Origin of the sequence: Actinomadura rayongensis, from assembly GCF_009831215.1 — a bacterium.
In the GTDB taxonomy this organism is placed as follows: domain Bacteria; phylum Actinomycetota; class Actinomycetes; order Streptosporangiales; family Streptosporangiaceae; genus Spirillospora; species Spirillospora rayongensis.
Genome location: NZ_WUTW01000006.1, coordinates 179,593 through 198,752 on the forward strand (window position 1 = coordinate 179,593; position 19,160 = coordinate 198,752).

The window sequence follows — 19,160 nt, forward strand, 5'->3', positions numbered from 1 at the left end:
GGCCACCTTCCGGTGCGGCTTCGGGAATAGAATTGGAGCGGCGCTCCGATACTAACGGAGCGCCGCTCCACTTTCCAAGCTCGGCCGGGTCAACGCCCGGCGCCGAACCAGCGTCCGAGCGCCTCCGCCAGGTCGCCGCCGCCCTCGGCCGCCACCCAGACCACGTGCCCGTCCGGGCGGACCAGCGCCGCCGGGACGTCCGCGCCCGGCAGCGGCTCCCGCGCGACGAGGTCGACGCGGTCCTCCCGGCCGTCCAGCGCGCCGTCCGGCACGCCGCCCAGCGCGCCGTCCAGCGCGCCGTCCGGCACGCCGTCCGGCACGCCGCCGCCGAAGTCCAGCAGCGCGCCCCGGCCCGGCGCGAGCGCCACCCGCAGCCGCCGCCCGACCAGCGGATGCGCGTCCGCGCCGCCGAGCGGGTAGCGGACGCCCAGCCCCATCACCAGCTCGGCCAGGTACCGGTTGGCGTCGGGCAGCGCGATCAGCGCGGCGAACAGCTCGCGCAGCGGCTGCGCGCTCTCCGGCGGGGCCGCCAGCGCCTCCTGCGCCTGGACGTTCACGCAGATCCACCGGCCGACCGGGTGCCGCTCGCCGTGGTAGGTGTCCAGCAGCCCGTCCGGCGCCCATCCGCCGAGGTCGGCGGCCAGCTTCCAGCCGAGGTTGGACGCGTCGTGGAAGCCCGCGCTGAGCCGCTGCCCGTTGAACGGGAAGAAGACGTGCGCGGCGTCCCCGGCGAGGAACACCCGGCCGCTTCGGTAGGCGTCGGCGTTCGCGGTCGGGTTCTGCGTGCGGACGAGCCAGCGCGCCGTCGCCTTCTTGAACCGCGTGCCGGTCAGGCGCTCCACGCGGTCGTTCAGCTCGTCCAGCGTGACGGGCGCGCCCGGGTCGGCGGGCTCCACGCCCCACTCGGCCGTGTTGATCCGCCACACGCCCGGCTCGGCGGGCGTGCCCGCGTACGTGCCGCCGACGGGGGAGTAGGACGCGCCGACCTGCTCGGGCAGCAGGTCGCCGAAGTCGGCCTCGATGTCGCCGAGCAGCCCGTAGAACTTGGTGTCCCGCAGCGGGAACCCGATCCCGGCGAGCCGCCGGACGGTGCTGCCGGGCCCGTCGCAGCCCACGACGTAGGACGCCGTCAGCGTCTGCCCGCCGTTGTAGGTGACGGTGACCGCGTCGTCGTCCTGCTCCAGCCCGGTGACCTCCGCGCCCCGCACGATCGTGACGCCGAGGTCCTTGGCGCGGGATTCGAGGTGCTGCTCGATCCGCCACTGCGGGACGATCATCGACGGCGGGTGCTCGGCCAGCACCGGCGCCAGGTCCAGCCACAGGTTGGAGAAGTGCGCGGCGGGCAGGTCCATCGCGTACTGCCGCAGCGCCTCCAGCAGCCCGCGCTGCTCCAGCAGCTCCACGACCGCCCCGTTGATCGCCATGCCCGGGGACCGCAGGTCGGTGCCGTCCCGGCGCTCCAGGACGGTCGCCGCGACCCCGGCGGCGCCCAGCTCGCAGGCCAGCGCCAGCCCGACCGGTCCCGCTCCGACGATGACGACCGCAGTGCTCACGAGGATTCCTTCCGCAGATGGTGGACGAGGTCGCGGGGCGTGGGGTGGTCGTAGATCGCGACGGTCGGGACCACCACGCCCGTCGCCGCCCGGAGCCGGTTGCTGAACTCCAGCGCGGTGAAGGACGAGAACCCGGCGTCGAGGAAGACGTCGTCGGGCCCGAGCGGCTGCCCGAGGGTTTCGGCCGCGTAGGTCACGACGGCGTCCAGCAGCAGCGCGTCACCGTCCTCGGGCGCGGCCTCGGCCAGCCGCCGCAGGAACGCGGCGCCCTCGGGCGAGGCGTCGGCGAACGCCAGGTGCGGCGCGGCGGCGGGCAGCTCGGCGACCAGCCGGGGGTCGCGCAGGGACGGGACGAACGTCGCCCAGTCGATGTCGGCGACCACCACCGCCGGGCGCCCCTCGGCCACCGCCTCTTCCAGGACGGACGCGGCGGGACCGGCGACCGAGGCGTCCACGCCCCAGGCGACGGCGAGCGCGGGCAGGCCCTTCTGGCGGCGGCGCCGGGCCAGCGCCTCGGCGTAGGCGGCGGCGCCGGCCTCGTCGGCCGGACCGCCGAAGACCGCCGCCGTGGAGGTGAACATGACGAACGCCGTCAGGTCCAGCGGCTCGGTCAGCTCGTGCCAGCGGCGCAGGACCTCGACCGGCATCGGCTCGGCGAGCACCACCGCCGTCAGCGGCGGCAGGTCGCCGGTGACGGCCGCGAGCAGCGCGCCCGGGTCGCATCCGGCGACGGTCACCGGGACGTCGACGTCCTCGGTGAGCGGTTCGGTGAGGACCAGGTGCTCGGCGCCGTTGCGGGCCAGCCAGCGCGCCGCGTGCCCGCCCGTCCCGACGACCAGGACGGTCCCCGACGGCCGCCACCGCGCGGTCGCGGGCGCGGCCTGCTCCAGCCGGGGCGCGAACGCGCCGGTGCCGCGCAGCGCGATGCGCTCCTCGCCGTCCTCGGCGCCGAGGACGTCGGGCAGCCGGTCCAGCGCGGGGGCGTCCAGCAGCTCGGGCAGGTCGACCAGCCGCGCGGGCAGGCCCCACAGCTCGGCCTGGACGGGGTCGTCGGCGACCACGTCGGACGGGCCGACCGCCACGGTCGCGCGCGTCGCGATCCACAGCGGCGCGGTGACCTTCGCGGTCTCCAGCGCCGCGATGAGCGCCCGGTTGGCGGCGACGTCCGGCAGCAGCGACAGGACCCCGGCGGGCGCGGCGCCCGCCGGGACGGCGTCCGGGCCGGGGGCCGCGACGACCTCGTGGCCGTGCGCGGTGAGCGCGGCGGCGATCGCGGGCTCGTCCGGTCCGACCAGCAGCCACGTCCCCGGCCGGGACCGCGCCGGGGCCTCCGGGACGGCCCGCCACCCGACCCGGAACCGCCAGTCCCGCTGGCGGCGCAGCGCCGACAATGCGGGGAGCAGTTCGGTCAGCGCGGCGCGCCCGCCGCCGTCCACGTCCAGGCACGCCGCCAGCTCCGCCAGGTCGCCGCTCTCGACGGCGTCCCAGAAGCGCCGCTCGGGCGACGCGCCCTGCGCGGTCTCGACGGGACGGGCGTCCAGCCAGTAGCGGCGCCGCTCGAACGGGTAGGTCGGCAGGTCGGCGTGCCCGGCGGGCCGCGGCCCGACCACCCGGCCGAAGTCGACGTCGGCGCCGCGCGCGTGCAGGCGGCCGAGCGCGGTGAGCAGCGTCCGCCGCTCGGGCCGCCGGGACCGCAGCGCGGGCGCGAACACCGCGCCCGACTCCGGCAGCGCCGCGTGCGCGAGCGAGGTCAGCACCGGGTCGGGGCCGAGTTCGAGATAGACGCCGACGCCCGCCGCGTCCAGCGCCCGCACGCCGTCGTGGAACCGGACGGCGTCGCGGATGTGCCGCACCCAGTACTCGGGCGTCGCGACGTCCCCCTCGGTGTTCGCCGCGATCGGGATGCGCGGCCTGCGGTAGGTCAGCGTCTCGGCGACGGCGCGGAACGCGTCCAGGACGCCTTCGGTGTGGGGGGAGTGGAACGCGTGGCTGACCTTCAGCGCCTTGGACTTGAACTCCCGGCCGATTCGCGCGACGGACTCGGCGTCGCCCGACACCACGACCGAGCGGGGGCCGTTGACGGCGGCGATGGACACCGTCGCGTCCAGCAGCGGCAGGACCTCGTCCTCGGTGGCCTGGAGCTGCGCCATCGCGCCGCCCTCGGGCAGGTCCTGCATGAGGCGGGCGCGGGCGGCGACGAGCGTGCAGGCGTCGTCCAGGTCCAGGACGCCCGCGACGTGCGCGGCGGCCAGTTCCCCGATCGAGTGGCCGAGCAGGTGGTCGGGGGTGACGCCCCACGACTCCAGGAGCCGGAACAGCGCGACTTCCAGCGCGAACAGCGACGTCTGGGTGAACCGCGTCTCGTTCAGGCGCGGGTCGTCGCCGAACATCACCTCCTTCAGCGGCAGGTCGACGCGCTCGGCGATGGCGTCGACCGCCTCGGCGAACACCGGGTACGTCTCGTACAGCTCGCGGCCCATCCCGGCGCGCTGGCTGCCCTGGCCGGTGAACAGGAACGCCAGCCGTCCGGGCGCGGCGACGTCCTTCACCACGTTGGTGGCCGTCTCGCCCTCGGCGAGGACGTCCAGGCCGCGCAGGAACTCCGCCCGGTCCTGCGCGACGACGACGGCGCGGTGCTCGAACGGGCTGCGGCCCGTCGCGAGCCCGTAGGCCACCTGGAGGTCGGTCGTGTCCGGGTCGAGGCGGTCGCGCAGCCGCCGGGCCTGCCGCCGCAGGCCCTGCTCGGTCCGCGCGGACAGCACCCACGGCAGGACGCCCGGCGCCGTCGGCTCGTCGCGCTCCTCGGGGGCGGGCGGCTGCTCCACGATGACGTGCGCGTTCGTCCCGCTGATGCCGAACGACGACACGCCCGCGCGGCGCGGCCGGCCCGTCTCCGGCCAGGGGCGGGCCTCGTCCAGCAGCTCGACGCTCCCGGCGTCCCACTCGACGTGCGGGGTCGGCGCGTCGATGTGCAGGGTCTTCGGGAGCCGTCCGTGGCGCATGGCCTGGACCATCTTGATGACGCCCGCGACGCCCGCCGCCGCCTGCGTGTGCCCGATGTTGGACTTCAGCGCGCCGAGCTGGAGCGGGTGCTCGCGGTCCTGCCCGTAGGTGGCGAGCAGCGCCTGCGCCTCGATCGGGTCGCCGAGCGTCGTGCCGGTGCCGTGCGCCTCGACGGCGTCCACGTCGCCCGGCGCGAGCCGCGCGTCGTCGAGCGCCTGCCGGATGACGCGCTGCTGCGACGGCCCGTTCGGCGCGGTGAGGCCGTTGGACGCGCCGTCCTGGTTGACCGCGCTGCCCCGCACCACCGCCAGGATCGGGTGGCCGTTGCGCTGCGCGTCCGACAGCCGCTCCAGCAGCAGCAGGCCCGCCCCTTCGGCCCAGCCGGTGCCGTCGGCGGCGGCGGCGAACGGCTTGCACCGGCCGTCGGGCGCCAGACCCCGCTGGCGGCTGAACTCCACGAACAGCGTCGGGGTCGCCATGACGGTCACGCCGCCCGCGAGCGCGAGGTCGCAGTCGCCCTTGCGCAGCGCCTGGCTCGCCAGGTGGACCGCGACCAGCGACGACGAGCACGCCGTGTCGACCGTGACGGCCGGGCCTTCGAGCCCGAACGTGTAGGCGACGCGGCCGGACGCGATGCTCGGCGCGCTCCCGCTGCCGAGCACCGCCTCGAACTCCTCCGGCGGCGCGACCATCAGCCGCGCCGCGTAGTCGGAGTACATGACGCCGGTGAACACGCCCGTCCGCGAGCCGCGCAGCGAGACCGGCCCGATCCCGGCCCGCTCCATCGCCTCCCACGTCAGCTCCAGCAGCAGCCGCTGCTGCGGGTCGATCGCCAGGGCCTCGCGCGGGCTGATCCCGAAGAACTCGGGGTCGAAGTCGGCCGCGTCGTAGAGGAAGCCGCCCTCCCGCGTGTACGTCTTGCCGGACGCGCCCGGGTCGGGGTCGTACAGCTCCTCGACCGCCCAGCCCCGGTCGGCGGGCAGGTCCCCGACGACGTCCAGCTCCTGTTCGACCAGCCGCCACAGCTCCTCGGGGGAGCGCACCCCGCCCGGGTAGCGGCAGCTCATCGCGACGATCGCGATCGGCTCGTCCTGCTTGGCCTCCACCTCCTCCAGCCGCTTGCGCGTGCGCTGGAGGTCGGCGGTGACGCGCTTGAGGTAGGCGACGAGCTTGTCTTCGGTGGTCTGCTCAGCCATCGGTCAGGACACCCCGAGTTCGTTGTCGATGAGGTCGAAGATCTCGTCGGTGCTGGCCGCCTCGATCCGGTCCGCCGCGTCCCCGGCGGTGTCGCCGGTCCAGCCCCGGGCGAGCGCCTGGAGCCGCGCGGTGATCCGCGCGCGGGCCTCGGCGTCGGCGTCGGACCCGACGCGCGCCAGCTCGTCCTCCAGCCGGTCCAGCTCGGTCAGCAGCCGCTCGGCGGCCGAGACCTCCTCGGGGACGAGGCGCTGCTCCAGCAGGTCGGCGATCGCGGCCGGGGTGGGATGGTCGAACACCAGCGTCGCGGGCAGCCGCAGCCCGCTCGCCGCGTTGAGCCGGTTGCGCAGCTCCACGGCCGTCAGGGAGTCGAAGCCCAGCTCCTTGAACGCCCGGCCCGCGTCGACGGACTCGGCGCCCGCGTGCCCGAGGACCGTGGCGACGTTGCCGCGCACCAGGTCCAGCAGCAGCCGGTGCCGCTCCGGCGGCTCCAGGCCCGCCAGCCGCTCCGCCAGGCCCGGCCCGTCGGACGCCGCCGCGGCCGTCCGCACCGGGACCCGGACGAGCCCGCGCAGCAGCGGCGGCAACTGCCCCTCGGCCGCCCGCGCCCGCAGCGCCGCCGGGGCGAGCCGCGCCGCCACCACGACCGGACGGGCGTCGGCCAGGGCCGCGTCGAACAGCGCGAGGCCCTGCTCGTTGGTCAGCGGCGCGATCCCGCCGCGCGACATGCGCGCCAGGTCCGCGTGGCCGAGGTGGCCGGTCATGCCGCTGGCCTCCGCCCAGTGCCCCCACACGACCGACGTGCCGGGCAGGCCGTCGGCGCGGCGGCGCTCGGCGAGCGCGTCCAGGAACGTGTTCGCGGCGGCGTAGTTGGACTGGCCCGGGTTGCCGAGCGTCGCCGACGCCGACGAGAACAGCACGAACGCCGCCGCGTCGGCGCCGACCAGCTCGTGCAGGTTCCAGGCCGCGTCCACCTTCGGGCGCAGCACCGTCTCCAGCCGCTCGGGGGTGAGGGAGGTGAGGACGCCGTCGTCCAGCGCGCCGGCCGCGTGGACGACCGCGCTGATCGTCCGGCCGTCCAGCAGCGCGGCCAGGGCGGCGCGGTCGGCGGTGTCGCAGGCCGCGATCTCGACCGTCGCGCCGAGCCCGGTCAGCTCGGCCTCGATCTCTTCGGCGCCCGCCGCCGCGCGGCCGGACCGGCTGACCAGCAGCAGGTCCCGGACACCGTGCCCGGTGACCAGGCGCTTCGCGACGAGCCCGCCGATCGTGCCGGTCGCGCCGGTGACCAGGACCGTCCCCGTCGACAGGTCGGCGGGTTCGGCGGGCACCGGGTCGCGCCGCGCCAGGCGCGGGACGAGCAGTGACCCGCCGCGCAGCGCGAGCTGCGGTTCGTCGGAGGCCAGCGCCGTCGCCAGCGCGGCCCGCGACGCGTCGGAGCCGTCGGTGTCCAGCAGCGTGAAGCGGCCGGGGTTCTCGTTCTGCGCCGACCGCAGCAGGCCCCACACCGGCGCCGTCGTGATGTCGGGCGCCTCGCCCGGCTCGGCCGCGACCGCGCCGCGCGTCAGCACGACCAGCCGCGCCGCCGCGAACCGCTCGTCGGTGACGAACGCCTGCAGCGCCTCCATGACCGCGATCGTCGTGGCGCGGACGGCGGCCGGGACGTCTCCGTCGGACGGGGTCGGCGTCAGCACCACCACGTCCGGGACCGTCTCCAGCTCGGCGAGATCGGCGACGACCGTGTAGGCGTCCGAGGCGAGCGGCGCCGGGGTCGCGGCGGCCGTCCAGTCCAGGGCCAGCAGGGCGTCCCGGTCGCCGCCGGACGGCGCGAGCTGTTCGGGTGCCACCGGCCGCACCGCGAGCGACCGCACCGACGCCACCGGCGCGCCGGACGCGTCGGTGATCGCCAGCGCGACCGCGTCGCCCTCGGCCTTGGACAGCCGCGCCCGCACGGACGTCGCGCCCGTCGCGTGCAGCGTCACCCCGCCCCAGGAGAACGGCAGCCGGACGCCGCCGCCCTCCCCGTCGCCCTCGCCGCCGAGCAGCAGGACGTGCAGGCACGCGTCCAGCAGCGCCGGATGGATCCCGAAGCCGGTCGGCGTGCCCTCGGGGACGGCGACCTCGGCGTACAGGTCGTCGCCGTCGCGCCAGGCCGCCCGCAGGCCCTGGAACACCGGGCCGTAGCCGTAGCCGAACTCCGCCAGCCGCTCGTACAGGCCGTCCACCGGGATCTGCGTCCCGGCCGGCGGCCACGCCAGCGTCGGCGGTTCCTCGGGCGGGGCGGCGGTGAGGCGGCCGGTGGCGTGCAGCGTCCACGGCGCGTCGGCGTCGGGACGGGCGTGGACGCTCACGTCGGCGGCGTCGCCGTCCGGGGCGCCGACCGTCACCTGCACCTGCAGCGCGCCGGACTCGGGGAGGATGAGCGGCGCGTGCAGCGTCAGCTCGTCCACGTGCTCGTGGCCGGTCTCGCGGCCGGCGTGCAGCGCGAGGTCCACGAACGCGGTGCCCGGCAGCAGGACCGCCTCGCCGACCGCGTGGTCGGCCAGCCACGGCTGCGTCCGCGCCGACAGGCGGCCGGTGAACACGCTGCCCTCGCCCGCCGCGAGCGACACCGCCGCGCCGAGCAGCGGGTGCTCGGCGGCGTCCAGGCCGATCTCGGCGGGGTCGCCGGTCGAGGACGGGGCGTCCAGCCAGAAGTGGCGGCGCTGGAACGCGTAGGTCGGGAGGTCGACGGGGCCCGTCCCGGCGGTGCCGAGGACGGTCGGCCAGTCGATCGCCAGCCCGTGGACGTGGGCGCTCGCCAGCGCGGTGAGGTACTGGACGTCGTCGCCCTTGTCGCGGCGCAGCGTGTGCAGGGCCGTCAGGTCCTCGGAGATCTGCTGCAACGGGTACGTCAGGACCGGGTGGGGGCTGGACTCGATGAACGTCCGGTGGCCCGTCCGGACCAGGTGTTCCACGGCCTGGTGGAGCTGGACGGGATGGCGCAGGTTCTCGTACCAGTACTCGCCGGTCAGCGTGGTCGTGTCGATGAAGGCGTTGTGCAGCGTCGAGTAGAAGGGGATCGTCGCCTCGGTGGGCCGGATGTCCTTGAGGGCCTTGAGGAGGTCGTCCTTCAGGGGCTCGACGTAGGGGGAGTGGGACGCGTAGTCCACCGGGACGAGCCGGGCCTGGATGCCCTCGGCCTGGTAGCTCTCGACCAGTTCGCGCAGCGCGGTCGCGTCACCGGAGATGACGGTCTGGTTCGGGCCGTTGTAGGCCGCCACGTACGCGCCGTCCGGCAGGTCGATGGCGTCGGCGGCGAGGGGGATCGACGCCATCGTCGTGTCGCCCGTGATGATCGTCAGGGTCTTGCTGCGCAGCGCGACGACGGCCGCCGCGTCCTCCAGCGAGAGCGCCCCCGCGATGTAGGCGGCGGCGATCTCGCCCTGGGAGTGCCCGATCACCGCGTCGGGCCGGACGCCCGAGTGCTGCCAGAGATGCGCGAGCGACACCATGATCGCCCACAGTGCGGGCTGGACCGTGTCCACGCTCTCCAGCGCGGACAGATCGGTCGGGTCCCAGGTCACGTAGGGGCTGAGGGCCTGGACGCACCGGTCGAGGTGTTCGCGGAACACGGCGTTCGTCGCGTAGAGGTCGGCGGCCATCCCGGCCCACTGCGAACCCTGGCCCGGGAAGACGAACACCGTCTTGCCGGGGTTGCCGACCGTGCCGGTCACGACCTGGCCGGGCTCCCCGCCGGCGGCGAGGGCGGCGAGCCGGTCGGCCAGGTCCGCCCGGCCGGTGCCGATGACGACGGCCCGGTGGTCGAACGCCTCCCGCGTCGTCGCCAGCGCGTGCGCGACGGCGGCCGGGGGCGTGTCGGCGAGCGCGTCGCGGAGCCGTCCGGCCTGGTCGCGCAGTGCCCGCTCGGTCCGCGCGGACAAAGGCAGCGCCACCGGGCCGTCGTGCTCGGCGGGGGCGGGCGCCTCCGCGTCGGCGCTCTCCAGGATGACGTGCGCGTTCGTCCCGCTGATCCCGAACGACGACACCGCCGCGCGGCGCGGGCGCCCGGTCTGCGGCCACGGCGTGTTCTCGGTCAGCAGCGCCACCGACCCGGCCGTCCAGTCGACCTCGCCGGTCGGCGCGTCCACGTGCAGCGTCTTCGGCAGGACGCCGTGCCGCATCGCCAGGATCATCTTGATGACCCCGGCGACGCCCGCCGCCGCCTGCGTGTGCCCGATGTTGGACTTGATCGACCCGAGCCACAGCGGCTCCTCGCGCTCGCGCCCGTAGGTCGCGAGCAGCGCCTGCGCCTCGATCGGGTCGCCGAGCTTGGTGCCGGTGCCGTGGGCCTCCACGGCGTCCACCTCGGCCGCCTCCAGGCCCGCCGACGCCAGCGCCGCGCGGATCACCCGCTGCTGTGACGGCCCGTTCGGCGCGGTGAGGCCGTTGGACGCCCCGTCCTGGTTGATCGCGGTGCCGCGCAGCACGGCGAGCACCGGGTGCCCCGCGCGCCGCGCCTCCGACAGCCGCTCCAGGACGAGCAGTCCCGCGCCCTCGCCCCAGCCGGTGCCGTCCGCGCCGTCGGCGAACGCCTTGCAGCGGCCGTCGGGCGCGAGCCCGCGCTGCCGGCTGAACTCGATGAAGATCCCGGGCGAGGCCAGCACCGTCACGCCGCCCGCCAGCGCCCGGTCGCACTCGCCGTTGCGCAGCGCCTGCGCCGCGAGGTGCAGCGCCACCAGCGAGGACGAGCACGCGGTGTCGACCGTGACGGCCGGGCCTTCCAGCCCGAACGTGTAGGAGATCCGGCCGGACGCCACGCTGGTGGTGTTGCCGGTCATGAAGTAGCCCTCGCCGCCCGACAGCGACGCGTGCAGGCCGGGGACGTAGCTCTGCGCGATGACGCCGGTGAACACGCCCGTCCGGGAGCCGCGCAGCGTCTCGGCCGTCAGCCCGGCGCGCTCGAACGCCTCCCACGCCGTCTCCAGCAGGATCCGCTGCTGCGGCTCCATCGCCAGGGCCTCGCGCGGGCTGATCCCGAAGAACTCGGGGTCGAACTCGCCCGCCTCGTAGAGGAACGCGCCCGTGTTGACATAGAACTTGCCGGACTTGTCCGGGTCGGGGTCGTAGAGCCCGTCGATGTCCCAGTTCCGGTTCTCCGGCAGGCCGCCGACCGTGTCCACGCCCTCCGACAGGACCCGCCACAGCGCCTCCGGCGTGTCCGCGCCGCCGGGGAAGCGGCAGCTCATCGCGACGATCGCGATGGGCTCGTCCGCCGTGCCGGGCGCGGCGCGGTGCCCGGCGGGGACGGCGTCGGCCGCGCCCACCAGCTCGTCGCGCAGATGCCGGGCCAGGGCGACCGGCGTCGGGTGGTCGAAGATCAGCGTGGCCGGCAGCCGCAGCCCGGTCGCCGCGCTCAGCCGGTTGCGCAGCTCGACGCCGGTCAGCGAGTCGAAGCCGATCTCGTTGAACGGCCGCGCGACCTCGACGGCGTCCGCGCCGGAGTGGCCGAGGACGGCGACGACGTGGTCGCGGACCAGCTCGATCAGCGCGCGGTCGCGGGCGGCGTCGTCCAGCCCGGCCAGCTCGGCGGCGAGCGAGCCGTCGGCGGGGGAAGCGGCGGCGGCGCGGCGCAGCGGCGCGGGCACGAGGCCGTGCAGCAGGGGTGACAGCTTGCCCTCGGCGGCCTGGGCGCGCAGCACGGACGTGTCCAGCCGCACCGGCACCAGCGCCGGACGGTCCTGCGCGACGGCGAGGTCCAGCAGCGCCAGGCCCTCGTCGGCCGACAGCGGCGCGATGCCGCCGCGCCCGATGCGGCCCCGGTCGCCGTCCGACAGCCGTCCGGTCATCGCGCTGACCGGGTCCCACAGGCCCCACGCGAGGCTCGCGGCGGGCAGGCCGTCGGCCGCGCGGACCGCGGCGAGCGCGTCCAGGAACGCGTTGCCCGCCGCGTAGTTGCCCTGGCCCGGGTTGCCGATGACGCCGGCGACCGAGGAGAACAGGACGAACGCCGCCAGCTCGCGGTCGCGGGTCAGCTCGTGCAGGTTCCACGCGCCGTCCACCTTGGGACGCAGCGCCGTGTCGATCCGGTCGGGGGTGAGGGAGGTGAGCGTCGCGTCGTCCAGGGCGCCCGCGACGTGATAGACCGCCGCCAGGTCCACGTCGGCCAGCAGCGTGCCGAGCGCGGTGCGGTCGGCGATGTCGCAGGCCGCGACCGTGACGTCGGCGCCCTGCGCGGTCAGCTCGGCCTCCAGCTCCAGCGCGCCGTCGGCGTCCCGGCCGCGCCGGCTGACCAGCAGCAGGCTCCGGACGCCGCGCTCGGCGACCAGGTGCCGGGCGACGAGCGCGCCGAGCGTGCCGGTCGCGCCGGTGACGAGGACGGTGCCGTCCAGCGCGGGCGGCGCGGCGTCCTCGGGCGTCAGGCGCGCGAGCCGGGGCAGCAGGAGCTGCCCGTCGCGGACCGCCGCCTGCGTCAGCCCGGCCGCCAGCACCGCCGCGACGGCGTCCCCGGAGGCGGGCGCGTCGTCCAGGTCGACCAGCACGAACCGGCCCGGGTGCTCGTTCTGCGCGGACCGCACCAGCCCCCAGACCGCCGCGCCGGGCAGGTCGCGGACCCGCTCGCCCGGCCCGGCCGCGACCGCGCCGCGCGTCACGACGACGACCGGGCCGTCGGCGTCCAGCGCGCCGCGCAGCGCGTCGAGCGCCCGGTGCGTCGCCAGGTGGACGGCCGTCGGGACGTCGTCGGACAGGGTCTCGACCTCGAACAGCGTCGCGTCGCCGAGACCGTCCGACACCGAAGCGGACGGCCCGGCGGGCTCCCACCGCAGCTCGTACAGCGAGCGCGGCGCCGTGCGCCGGACGGCCGGGGCCGCCTCCACCCGCACCGCGTCCGCCGTCGCGACCAGCTCCCCGGCCGCGTCGGTCATCGTCAGCGCGAACGTCCCGGCCGTGCCGGGCACCGGGCTCAGCCGCAGCCGCGCCGCCGTCGCGCCGGTCGTGTGGACGGTCACGCCGCTCCACTCGCGCGGCGTCAGCACGGCCGCGTCCCCGGCCTCGCCCGCGAGCTGCAGCGCGGCCTCGAACAGCGCCGGGTGCAGGACGTAGCCGTCCACGTCGGCGTCCTCGGGCAGGACGGCCTCGGCGAACAGGTCGTCCCCGGCCCGCCACGCGGCGGCCAGCGGACGGAACAGCGGTCCGGGCCGGCGGCCCTCGTCGGCGAGCCGGTCGTAGAGGGCGTCCACGTCGACCGGGACGGCGTCCGGCGGCGGCCACGACGCGGTCGGCACCGGCACGACCGGCCAGACCGCCGCGAGCGTGCCGGTCGCGTGCCGGGTCCACGGCTCGTCGTCGGCGTCGGCCGCCTCCGGGCGGGAGTGGACGAACACCGGGCGCAGGCCGTCCTCGTCGGTCACGTCGAAGGTGATGAGGAGCTGCACCGCGCCGTCGGCGGGGAACGTCAGCGGGATGTCCAGGCCGAGGTCCTGCACGCGCGGCCGGCCCGCGCGGCGGCCCGCCTCCAGCGCCAGCTCGGTGATCGCCGACGCCGGGACGGTCGTGATCCCGTCCACGGTGTGGTCGGCGAGCCACGGGTGCGTCCGCAGCGACAACCTGCCGGTGAACACCGTCGTGTTGCCGTCAGCGAGCGTCACCGAGGCGCGGAGCAGCGGATGGTCGCTGCGGGCCAGGCCGAGGTCCGTCGCGTCGGAGACGGTGTCGGGCGCGTCGATCCAGAACCGCTGCCGCTGGAACGGGTAGGTCGGGAGCGGGACGGTGCCCGGCGTGCCCGCGAACTGCTCCGTCCAGGCGACCGTGATCCCGCGCGCGTGGGTGCGGGCCAGCGCGGTCAGGAACGTGTGCGGCTCGGGCCGGTTCGGGCGCAGCAGCGGGACCGCCGCCTCGTCGGAGCCCGGCTGGACGAGCGTGCTGAGCGTGGTGTCGGGGCCGAGTTCGAGGAACGTCGCGACGCCCGCCGCGCGCAGCGCCGCGACGCCGTCGTGGAACCGGACGGCCTCGCGCACGTGCCGCGTCCAGTACTCGGGCGCGGACAGCTCCTCGTCCGTCGCGACGGCGCCGGTCAGATTCGACACGACCGGGATCCGCGCGGGCCGGAACGTCACGCTCGCGGCGACGTCGCCGAAGGCCTCCAGCATCGGGTCCATGTGCGGGGAGTGGAAGGCGTGGCTGACCTTGAGGCGCCGCGTCCGGATCCCGCGCGCGTCCAGGGCGGCGGCGATGCGGTCCACGACGTCGGCGTCGCCGGACACGACGGTCGCGTCCGGGCCGTTCACCGCCGCGAGCGAGACGCCGTCCTCCAGCAGCGGCCGGACGACGTCCTCGGCGGCCCGCACCGACAGCATCGCCCCGCCCGCCGGAAGCTCCTGCATGAGCCGGGCGCGGGCCGCGACGAGCCGCGCCGCGTCCGGCAGGTCCAGGACGCCCGCGACGTGCGCGGCGGTCAGCTCGCCGATCGAGTGGCCGATGAGGTGGCCGGGCACGACGCCCCACGCCTCCACCAGCCGGTACAAAGCGACGCCGAGCGCGAACAGCGCGGGCTGGGTGTAGCGGGTCTCGTGCAGCGCCGCGTCGCCGTCGGCGAACATGACGTCCTTCAGCGGACGGTCCAGGTGCTCGTCCAGGTGCGCGCAGACCTCGTCCAGCGCCGCCGCGAACACCGGGTACGTCGCGTACAGCTCGCGGCCCATCCCGTGCCGCTGGCTGCCCTGGCCGGGGAACAGGAACGCGGGCTTGCCGGGCTCCAGCTGCGGAACGTCCTCCACGATCGCGGCCGGGGACTCGCCGCGCGCGTACGCGGCCAGCGCGGCCAGCGCCTCGTCGCGGTCCTCGGCGAGCAGGACGGCCCGGCGGTCGTGCAGGGCGCGCGTCGTGAGCAGCGAGTAGGAGATGTCGACGGAGTCGAACTCGGGGTGCCAGGCGAGGACGTGCTCCAGCCGTCCCGCCGACTCCCGCAGCGCCGCGCCGCCGCGCGCCGACAGCGGCCACGGCACCGGCCCGTGCCACTCCGGACGCGGGGCGGGCTCGGCCTGCTCCTCGGCGTCGGGCTCGGGCGCCTGCTCCAGGATGACGTGCGCGTTCGTCCCGCTGATCCCGAACGCCGACACCGCCGCGCGGCGCGGACGCCCGGTCTCCGGCCACGGGGTGTTCTCGGTGAGCAGCCGCACCGAACCGCGGCCCCAGTCGACCTGCGGGGTGGGCTCGTCCACGTGCAGCACCTTCGGCACGACGCCGTTGCGCAGAGCCTCCACCATCTTGATGACGCCCGCGACGCCGGCGGCGGCCTGCGTGTGCCCGATGTTGGACTTGATCGCGCCGAGCAGGACGGGCCGCTCCCGGTTCTGCCCGTACGTCGCCAGCAGGGCCTGCGCCTCGATCGGGTCGCCGAGCGTCGTGCCGGTGCCGTGGGCCTCGACGGCGTCGATGTCGCTCGCCGCGAGCCGCGCGTTGGCGAGCGCTTCGCGGATGACGCGCTGCTGGGACGGCCCGTTGGGGGCGGTCAGGCCGTTGGACGCGCCGTCCTGGTTGACCGCGCTGCCCCGCACGACCGCGAAGATGGGGTGGCCGTTGCGCTGGGCGTCCGACAGGCGCTCCAGCAGAAGGAGACCCGCGCCCTCGGCCCAGCCGGTGCCGTCGGCGGCGGCGGCGAACGGCTTGCAGCGGCCGTCGGGCGCCAGCCCGCCCTGCCGGCTGAACTCGGCGAAGATGCTCGGCGCCGACATGATCGTCGCGCCGCCCGCCAGCGCCAGGTCGCATTCGCCGGTGCGCAGCGCCTGCGCCGCCAGATGCAGCGTGACCAGCGACGACGAGCACGCCGTGTCGACCGTGACGGCCGGGCCCTCGAGCCCGAACGTGTAGGCGATGCGGCCGGACGCGACGCTCGTCGCCGTCCCGGTGAGGAAGTAGCCGCCGAGCCCCGCCGGGGCCTTGGTCAGCCGCGACGCGTACTCCTGCGCGATGACGCCGGTGAACACGCCCGTCCGCGACCCGCGCAACCCGTCCGGCGTCAGGCCCGCCCGCTCGAACGCCTCCCACGCGATCTCCAGCAGGACCCGCTGCTGCGGATCCATCGCCAGCGCCTCACGCGGGCTGATGCCGAAGAACGACGCGTCGAAATCGGCCGCGTCGGACAGGAAACCGCCCTCCACGACGCGCGTGACGCCCTCGTCCTCGTACATCTTGTCGACGTCCCAGCCCCGGTCCACCGGAAGCCCGCCCACGGCGTCGCCCCCGTCGTGGACCAGCCGCCACAACTGCTCGGGGAACTGCACGTCCCCGGGGAACCGGCAGCTCATCGCCACGATCGCGATCGGCTCGGTGGCCCGCGACTCGGCCTCGTGCAGCCGCCTGCGCGCCTGCCGCAGGTCCGCGGTGGCACGCTTGAGATAGTCGCGGAGTCTGTCCTCGTTCACCATTCGGTGCCACCCCTCGTGTCGTGCGTCGTCATGGGTCGTCAGAGCATTCCGAGTTCGTTGTCGAGCGCGTCGAACAACTCGTCGTCGGTGACCGCGTCGAGGTCGGCCTCGTCGGACGCCGGGACGGTCTCGAACCGCCGCAGCAGGCCGTGCAGGCGGGCCAGGGCGCCGTCGCGGGCCGTGTCGTCGGTCAGCGCGGACAGCGTCGCCTCCAGCTTGTCCAGGTCGGCGAGCAGCGTGTCGCCCTCGTCCTGGAACAGCTCCCCGTAGAGGAAGCGGGCCAGCGCGGCCGGGGTCGGGTGGTCGAAGACGAGCGTCGCGGGCAGCCGCAGGCCGGTCGCGGTGTTGAGCCGGTTGCGCAGCTCGACGGCGGTCAGCGAGTCGAAGCCCATCTCCTTGAACGCCCGCTCGGCCTCGATCTGGCGTCCGTCGCCGCGCGCGAGGACGGCGGTGACGGTCCGGCGGACGAGCCCGAGCAGGTGCTCCAGCCGCTCGTCCTCGGCCAGCGGCGCGAGCTGCCGGGCGAGCGGAGAGCCGTCGGCGGACGCGGCGGCGGGCGCGGCGGACCGACGGACCCCCTTCACCAGGCCGCGGAACACCGGCGGGAGCAGGCCCTCGGCGGCCTGCGCGCGCAGCGCCGACGGGACGAGCCGCGCCGCCGCGACCACCGGCCGGTCCGCCGCGAGCGCCGCGTCGAACAGCGCGAGGCCCTGCTCGGCGGTGAGCGCGCCGATGCCCGTCCGGTTGATGCGGGACTGGTCGGCCTGCTCGGTCATCGCGCCGGCCTCCGCCCACAGGCCCCACGCGATGCTCGTCCCGGGCAGGCCGTTCGCGCCGCGGTGGCGGGCGAGGGCGTCCAGGTAGGCGTTCGCGGCGGCGTAGTTGGCCTGGCCGGGGCTGCCGACCGTGCCCGCCAGCGACGAGAACAGGATCAGCGGGACGTCGGGCGCCAGCTCGTGCAGGTTCCGCGCCGCGTCGACCTTGGGCCGCAGGACCGTGTCGACGCGGTCGGCGTCCAGCGCGGTGAGGATCCCGTCGTCCAGCACGCCCGCCGAGTGGACCACGGCCGCGAGCGGGTGCTCCGCCGGGACGTCCGCCAGCAGCGCGGCGAGCGCGTCGCGGTCGGCGGTGTCGCAGGCCGCGACGGTCACCGCGACGCCGTGCGCGGTCAACTCGGCCTCCAGCTCGCGGGCGCCGGGGGCGTCCGGGCCGCGCCGGCTGGTGAGCAGCAGCCGCTTCACGCCGTAGGACGCCGCCAGGTGCCGGGCGACGAGCGCGCCGAGCGCCCCCGTCGCGCCGGTCACGAGGACGGTGCCGTCGAAGGAGACGGGCTTCGGCTCGGCCGGGGTGCGGGTGAGGACGGGCACGTGCACGGTGCCGTCCTCGATCCGCAGCTGCGCCTCGCCGGTCGCCAGCGCCGCCGGGACCGCCGCGACCGAGGCCGGGCGGCCGTCGTGGTGCAGCAGCACGAACCGGTCGGGGTTCTCGGTCTGCGCCGACCGGACCAGGCCCGCCACCGCCGCGCCCGCCAAGGTCTCCTCGCCCTCGGTGAGGAAGACGAGCCGTTCGTCCGCCGCGTGGTCCTCCTTCAGCCAGCTCTGGAGGAGGTCCAGGGCGCGGTGGGTGGCCTCGCGGACGTCCGTCCAGGTGACCGGGACGGTGTGCGGGGTGACGGTGCCGGACGCGTCCAGCGCGATCGGGGTCCAGTCCAGGGCGAGCAGGGACGCGTCCGAGCGGGCCTCGACCGCGCCGAGCTTGTCCTTCGGCAGCGCCGTGAACGCGACCGATCCGGCCGACGCGACCGGCGTGCCGGACGTGTCGGTGAGCGCGACCGCGAACCCGTCCCCGGCGCGGGCCAGGTGGACGCGCAGGTACGTCGCGCCGGTCGCGTGCAGGGCGACGTCCGTCCACGCCGAGGCGAACGGCGGCGCGTCCCCGGCCGGGGTGAGCGCCGGGTGCAGCGCGGCGTCGAGCAGCGCCGGGTGCAGGCCGAAGCCCGCGACGCCGGTGTCCTCGGGCAGCGCGACCTCGGCGTAGAGGTCGTCGCCGGACCGCCAGGCCGCCTGCAGCCCGGCGAACACCGGACCGTGGTCGAAGCCGAGGGCGGCGAGGCGGCCGTACACCTCGTCGGGGTCCAAAGCCTCGGCGCCGGCGGGCGGCCACGCGGCGGGCGCGGCCGGGACCGGCGGCGCGTCGGCGGTGAGGCGGCCGGACGCGTACCGGGTCCAGGCGGGGGCGTCGTCGTCCTCGCCGGGCTCGGGGCGGGCGTGGACGGTCAGCTCCCAGCCGCCGTCCGCCGCTGTCACGCCGACCTGGAGCTGGTGCGCGCCGGTCGGCGGAAGGACCAGCGGCGCGTCCAGGGACAGTTCCGCGACGGCCGCCGCGCCCACCCGGTCGGCGGCGTGCAGGGCCAGCTCCACGAGCACGGCCGGGGGGACGACCCCGGCGTCCAGGACGGCGTGGTCGGCCAGCCACGGCTGCGCGTGCGCCGACAGCCGTCCGGTGAGGACGGTCCGGCCGCCGTCCGCCGTGGCGATCGCGGCGCTGAGCAGCGGGTGGCCGGTGTCGTCCTGGCCGTGGTCGCGCGGGCGGCCCGCGCCGGACGGGGCGTCCAGCCAGTAGCGGCGCCGCTGGAACGGGTAGGTGGGGAGCCCGGCGACGCTGACCGGCGCGGTCGTGTCGAGGCCCTGGGTCTTCAGGACGGCGGGCCAGTCGATCGCCAGTCCGTGGACGTGGGCGTTGGCCAGCGCGGTGAGGTACTGCGCGTCGTCGCCCTTGTCGCGGCGCAGCGTGTGCAGGGCCGTCAGGTCCTCGGAGATCTGCTGGAGCGGGTAGGTCAGGACCGGGTGGGGGCTGGACTCGATGAACGTCCGGTGGCCCGTCTCGACCAGGTGTTCCACCGCCTGGTGGAGCTGGACGGGGTGGCGCAGGTTCTCGTACCAGTACTCGCCGGTCAGCGTGGTCGTGTCGATGAAGGCGTTGTGCAGCGTCGAGTAGAAGGGGATCT

General features: G+C 76.1%; 4 protein-coding genes. All 4 read right to left on the bottom strand.

The window, feature by feature from the left end; all coding sequences use genetic code 11:
- Positions 1-89 precede the first annotated feature (89 nt).
- A complete protein-coding gene (locus tag GQ466_RS24580) occupies positions 90-1,553 on the bottom strand; it encodes an FAD-dependent monooxygenase (RefSeq protein ID WP_161105393.1) in 1,464 nt (487 codons plus the stop codon).
- On the bottom strand, positions 1,550-5,752 hold the full coding sequence (locus GQ466_RS32475) for a type I polyketide synthase (protein ID WP_161105394.1): 4,203 nt from the start codon (positions 5,750-5,752) through the stop codon (positions 1,550-1,552). The genes GQ466_RS24580 and GQ466_RS32475 overlap by 4 nt, the downstream gene beginning before the upstream one ends.
- Positions 5,753-5,755: 3 nt before the next feature.
- A complete protein-coding gene (locus GQ466_RS24590) occupies positions 5,756-16,150 on the bottom strand; it encodes an SDR family NAD(P)-dependent oxidoreductase (RefSeq protein ID WP_337193612.1) in 10,395 nt (3,464 codons plus the stop codon).
- Between the two features lie 41 nt (positions 16,151-16,191).
- A partial coding sequence (locus tag GQ466_RS24595; RefSeq protein WP_161105396.1) for a type I polyketide synthase occupies positions 16,192-19,160 on the bottom strand: 2,969 nt, incomplete at its 5' end.

Excerpts from the sequence above, each read along its gene's own strand:
- GQ466_RS32475 (WP_161105394.1), bottom strand. The coding sequence starts at position 5,752 with ATGGCTGAGCAGACCACCGAAGACAAGCTCGTCGCCTACCTCAAGCGC.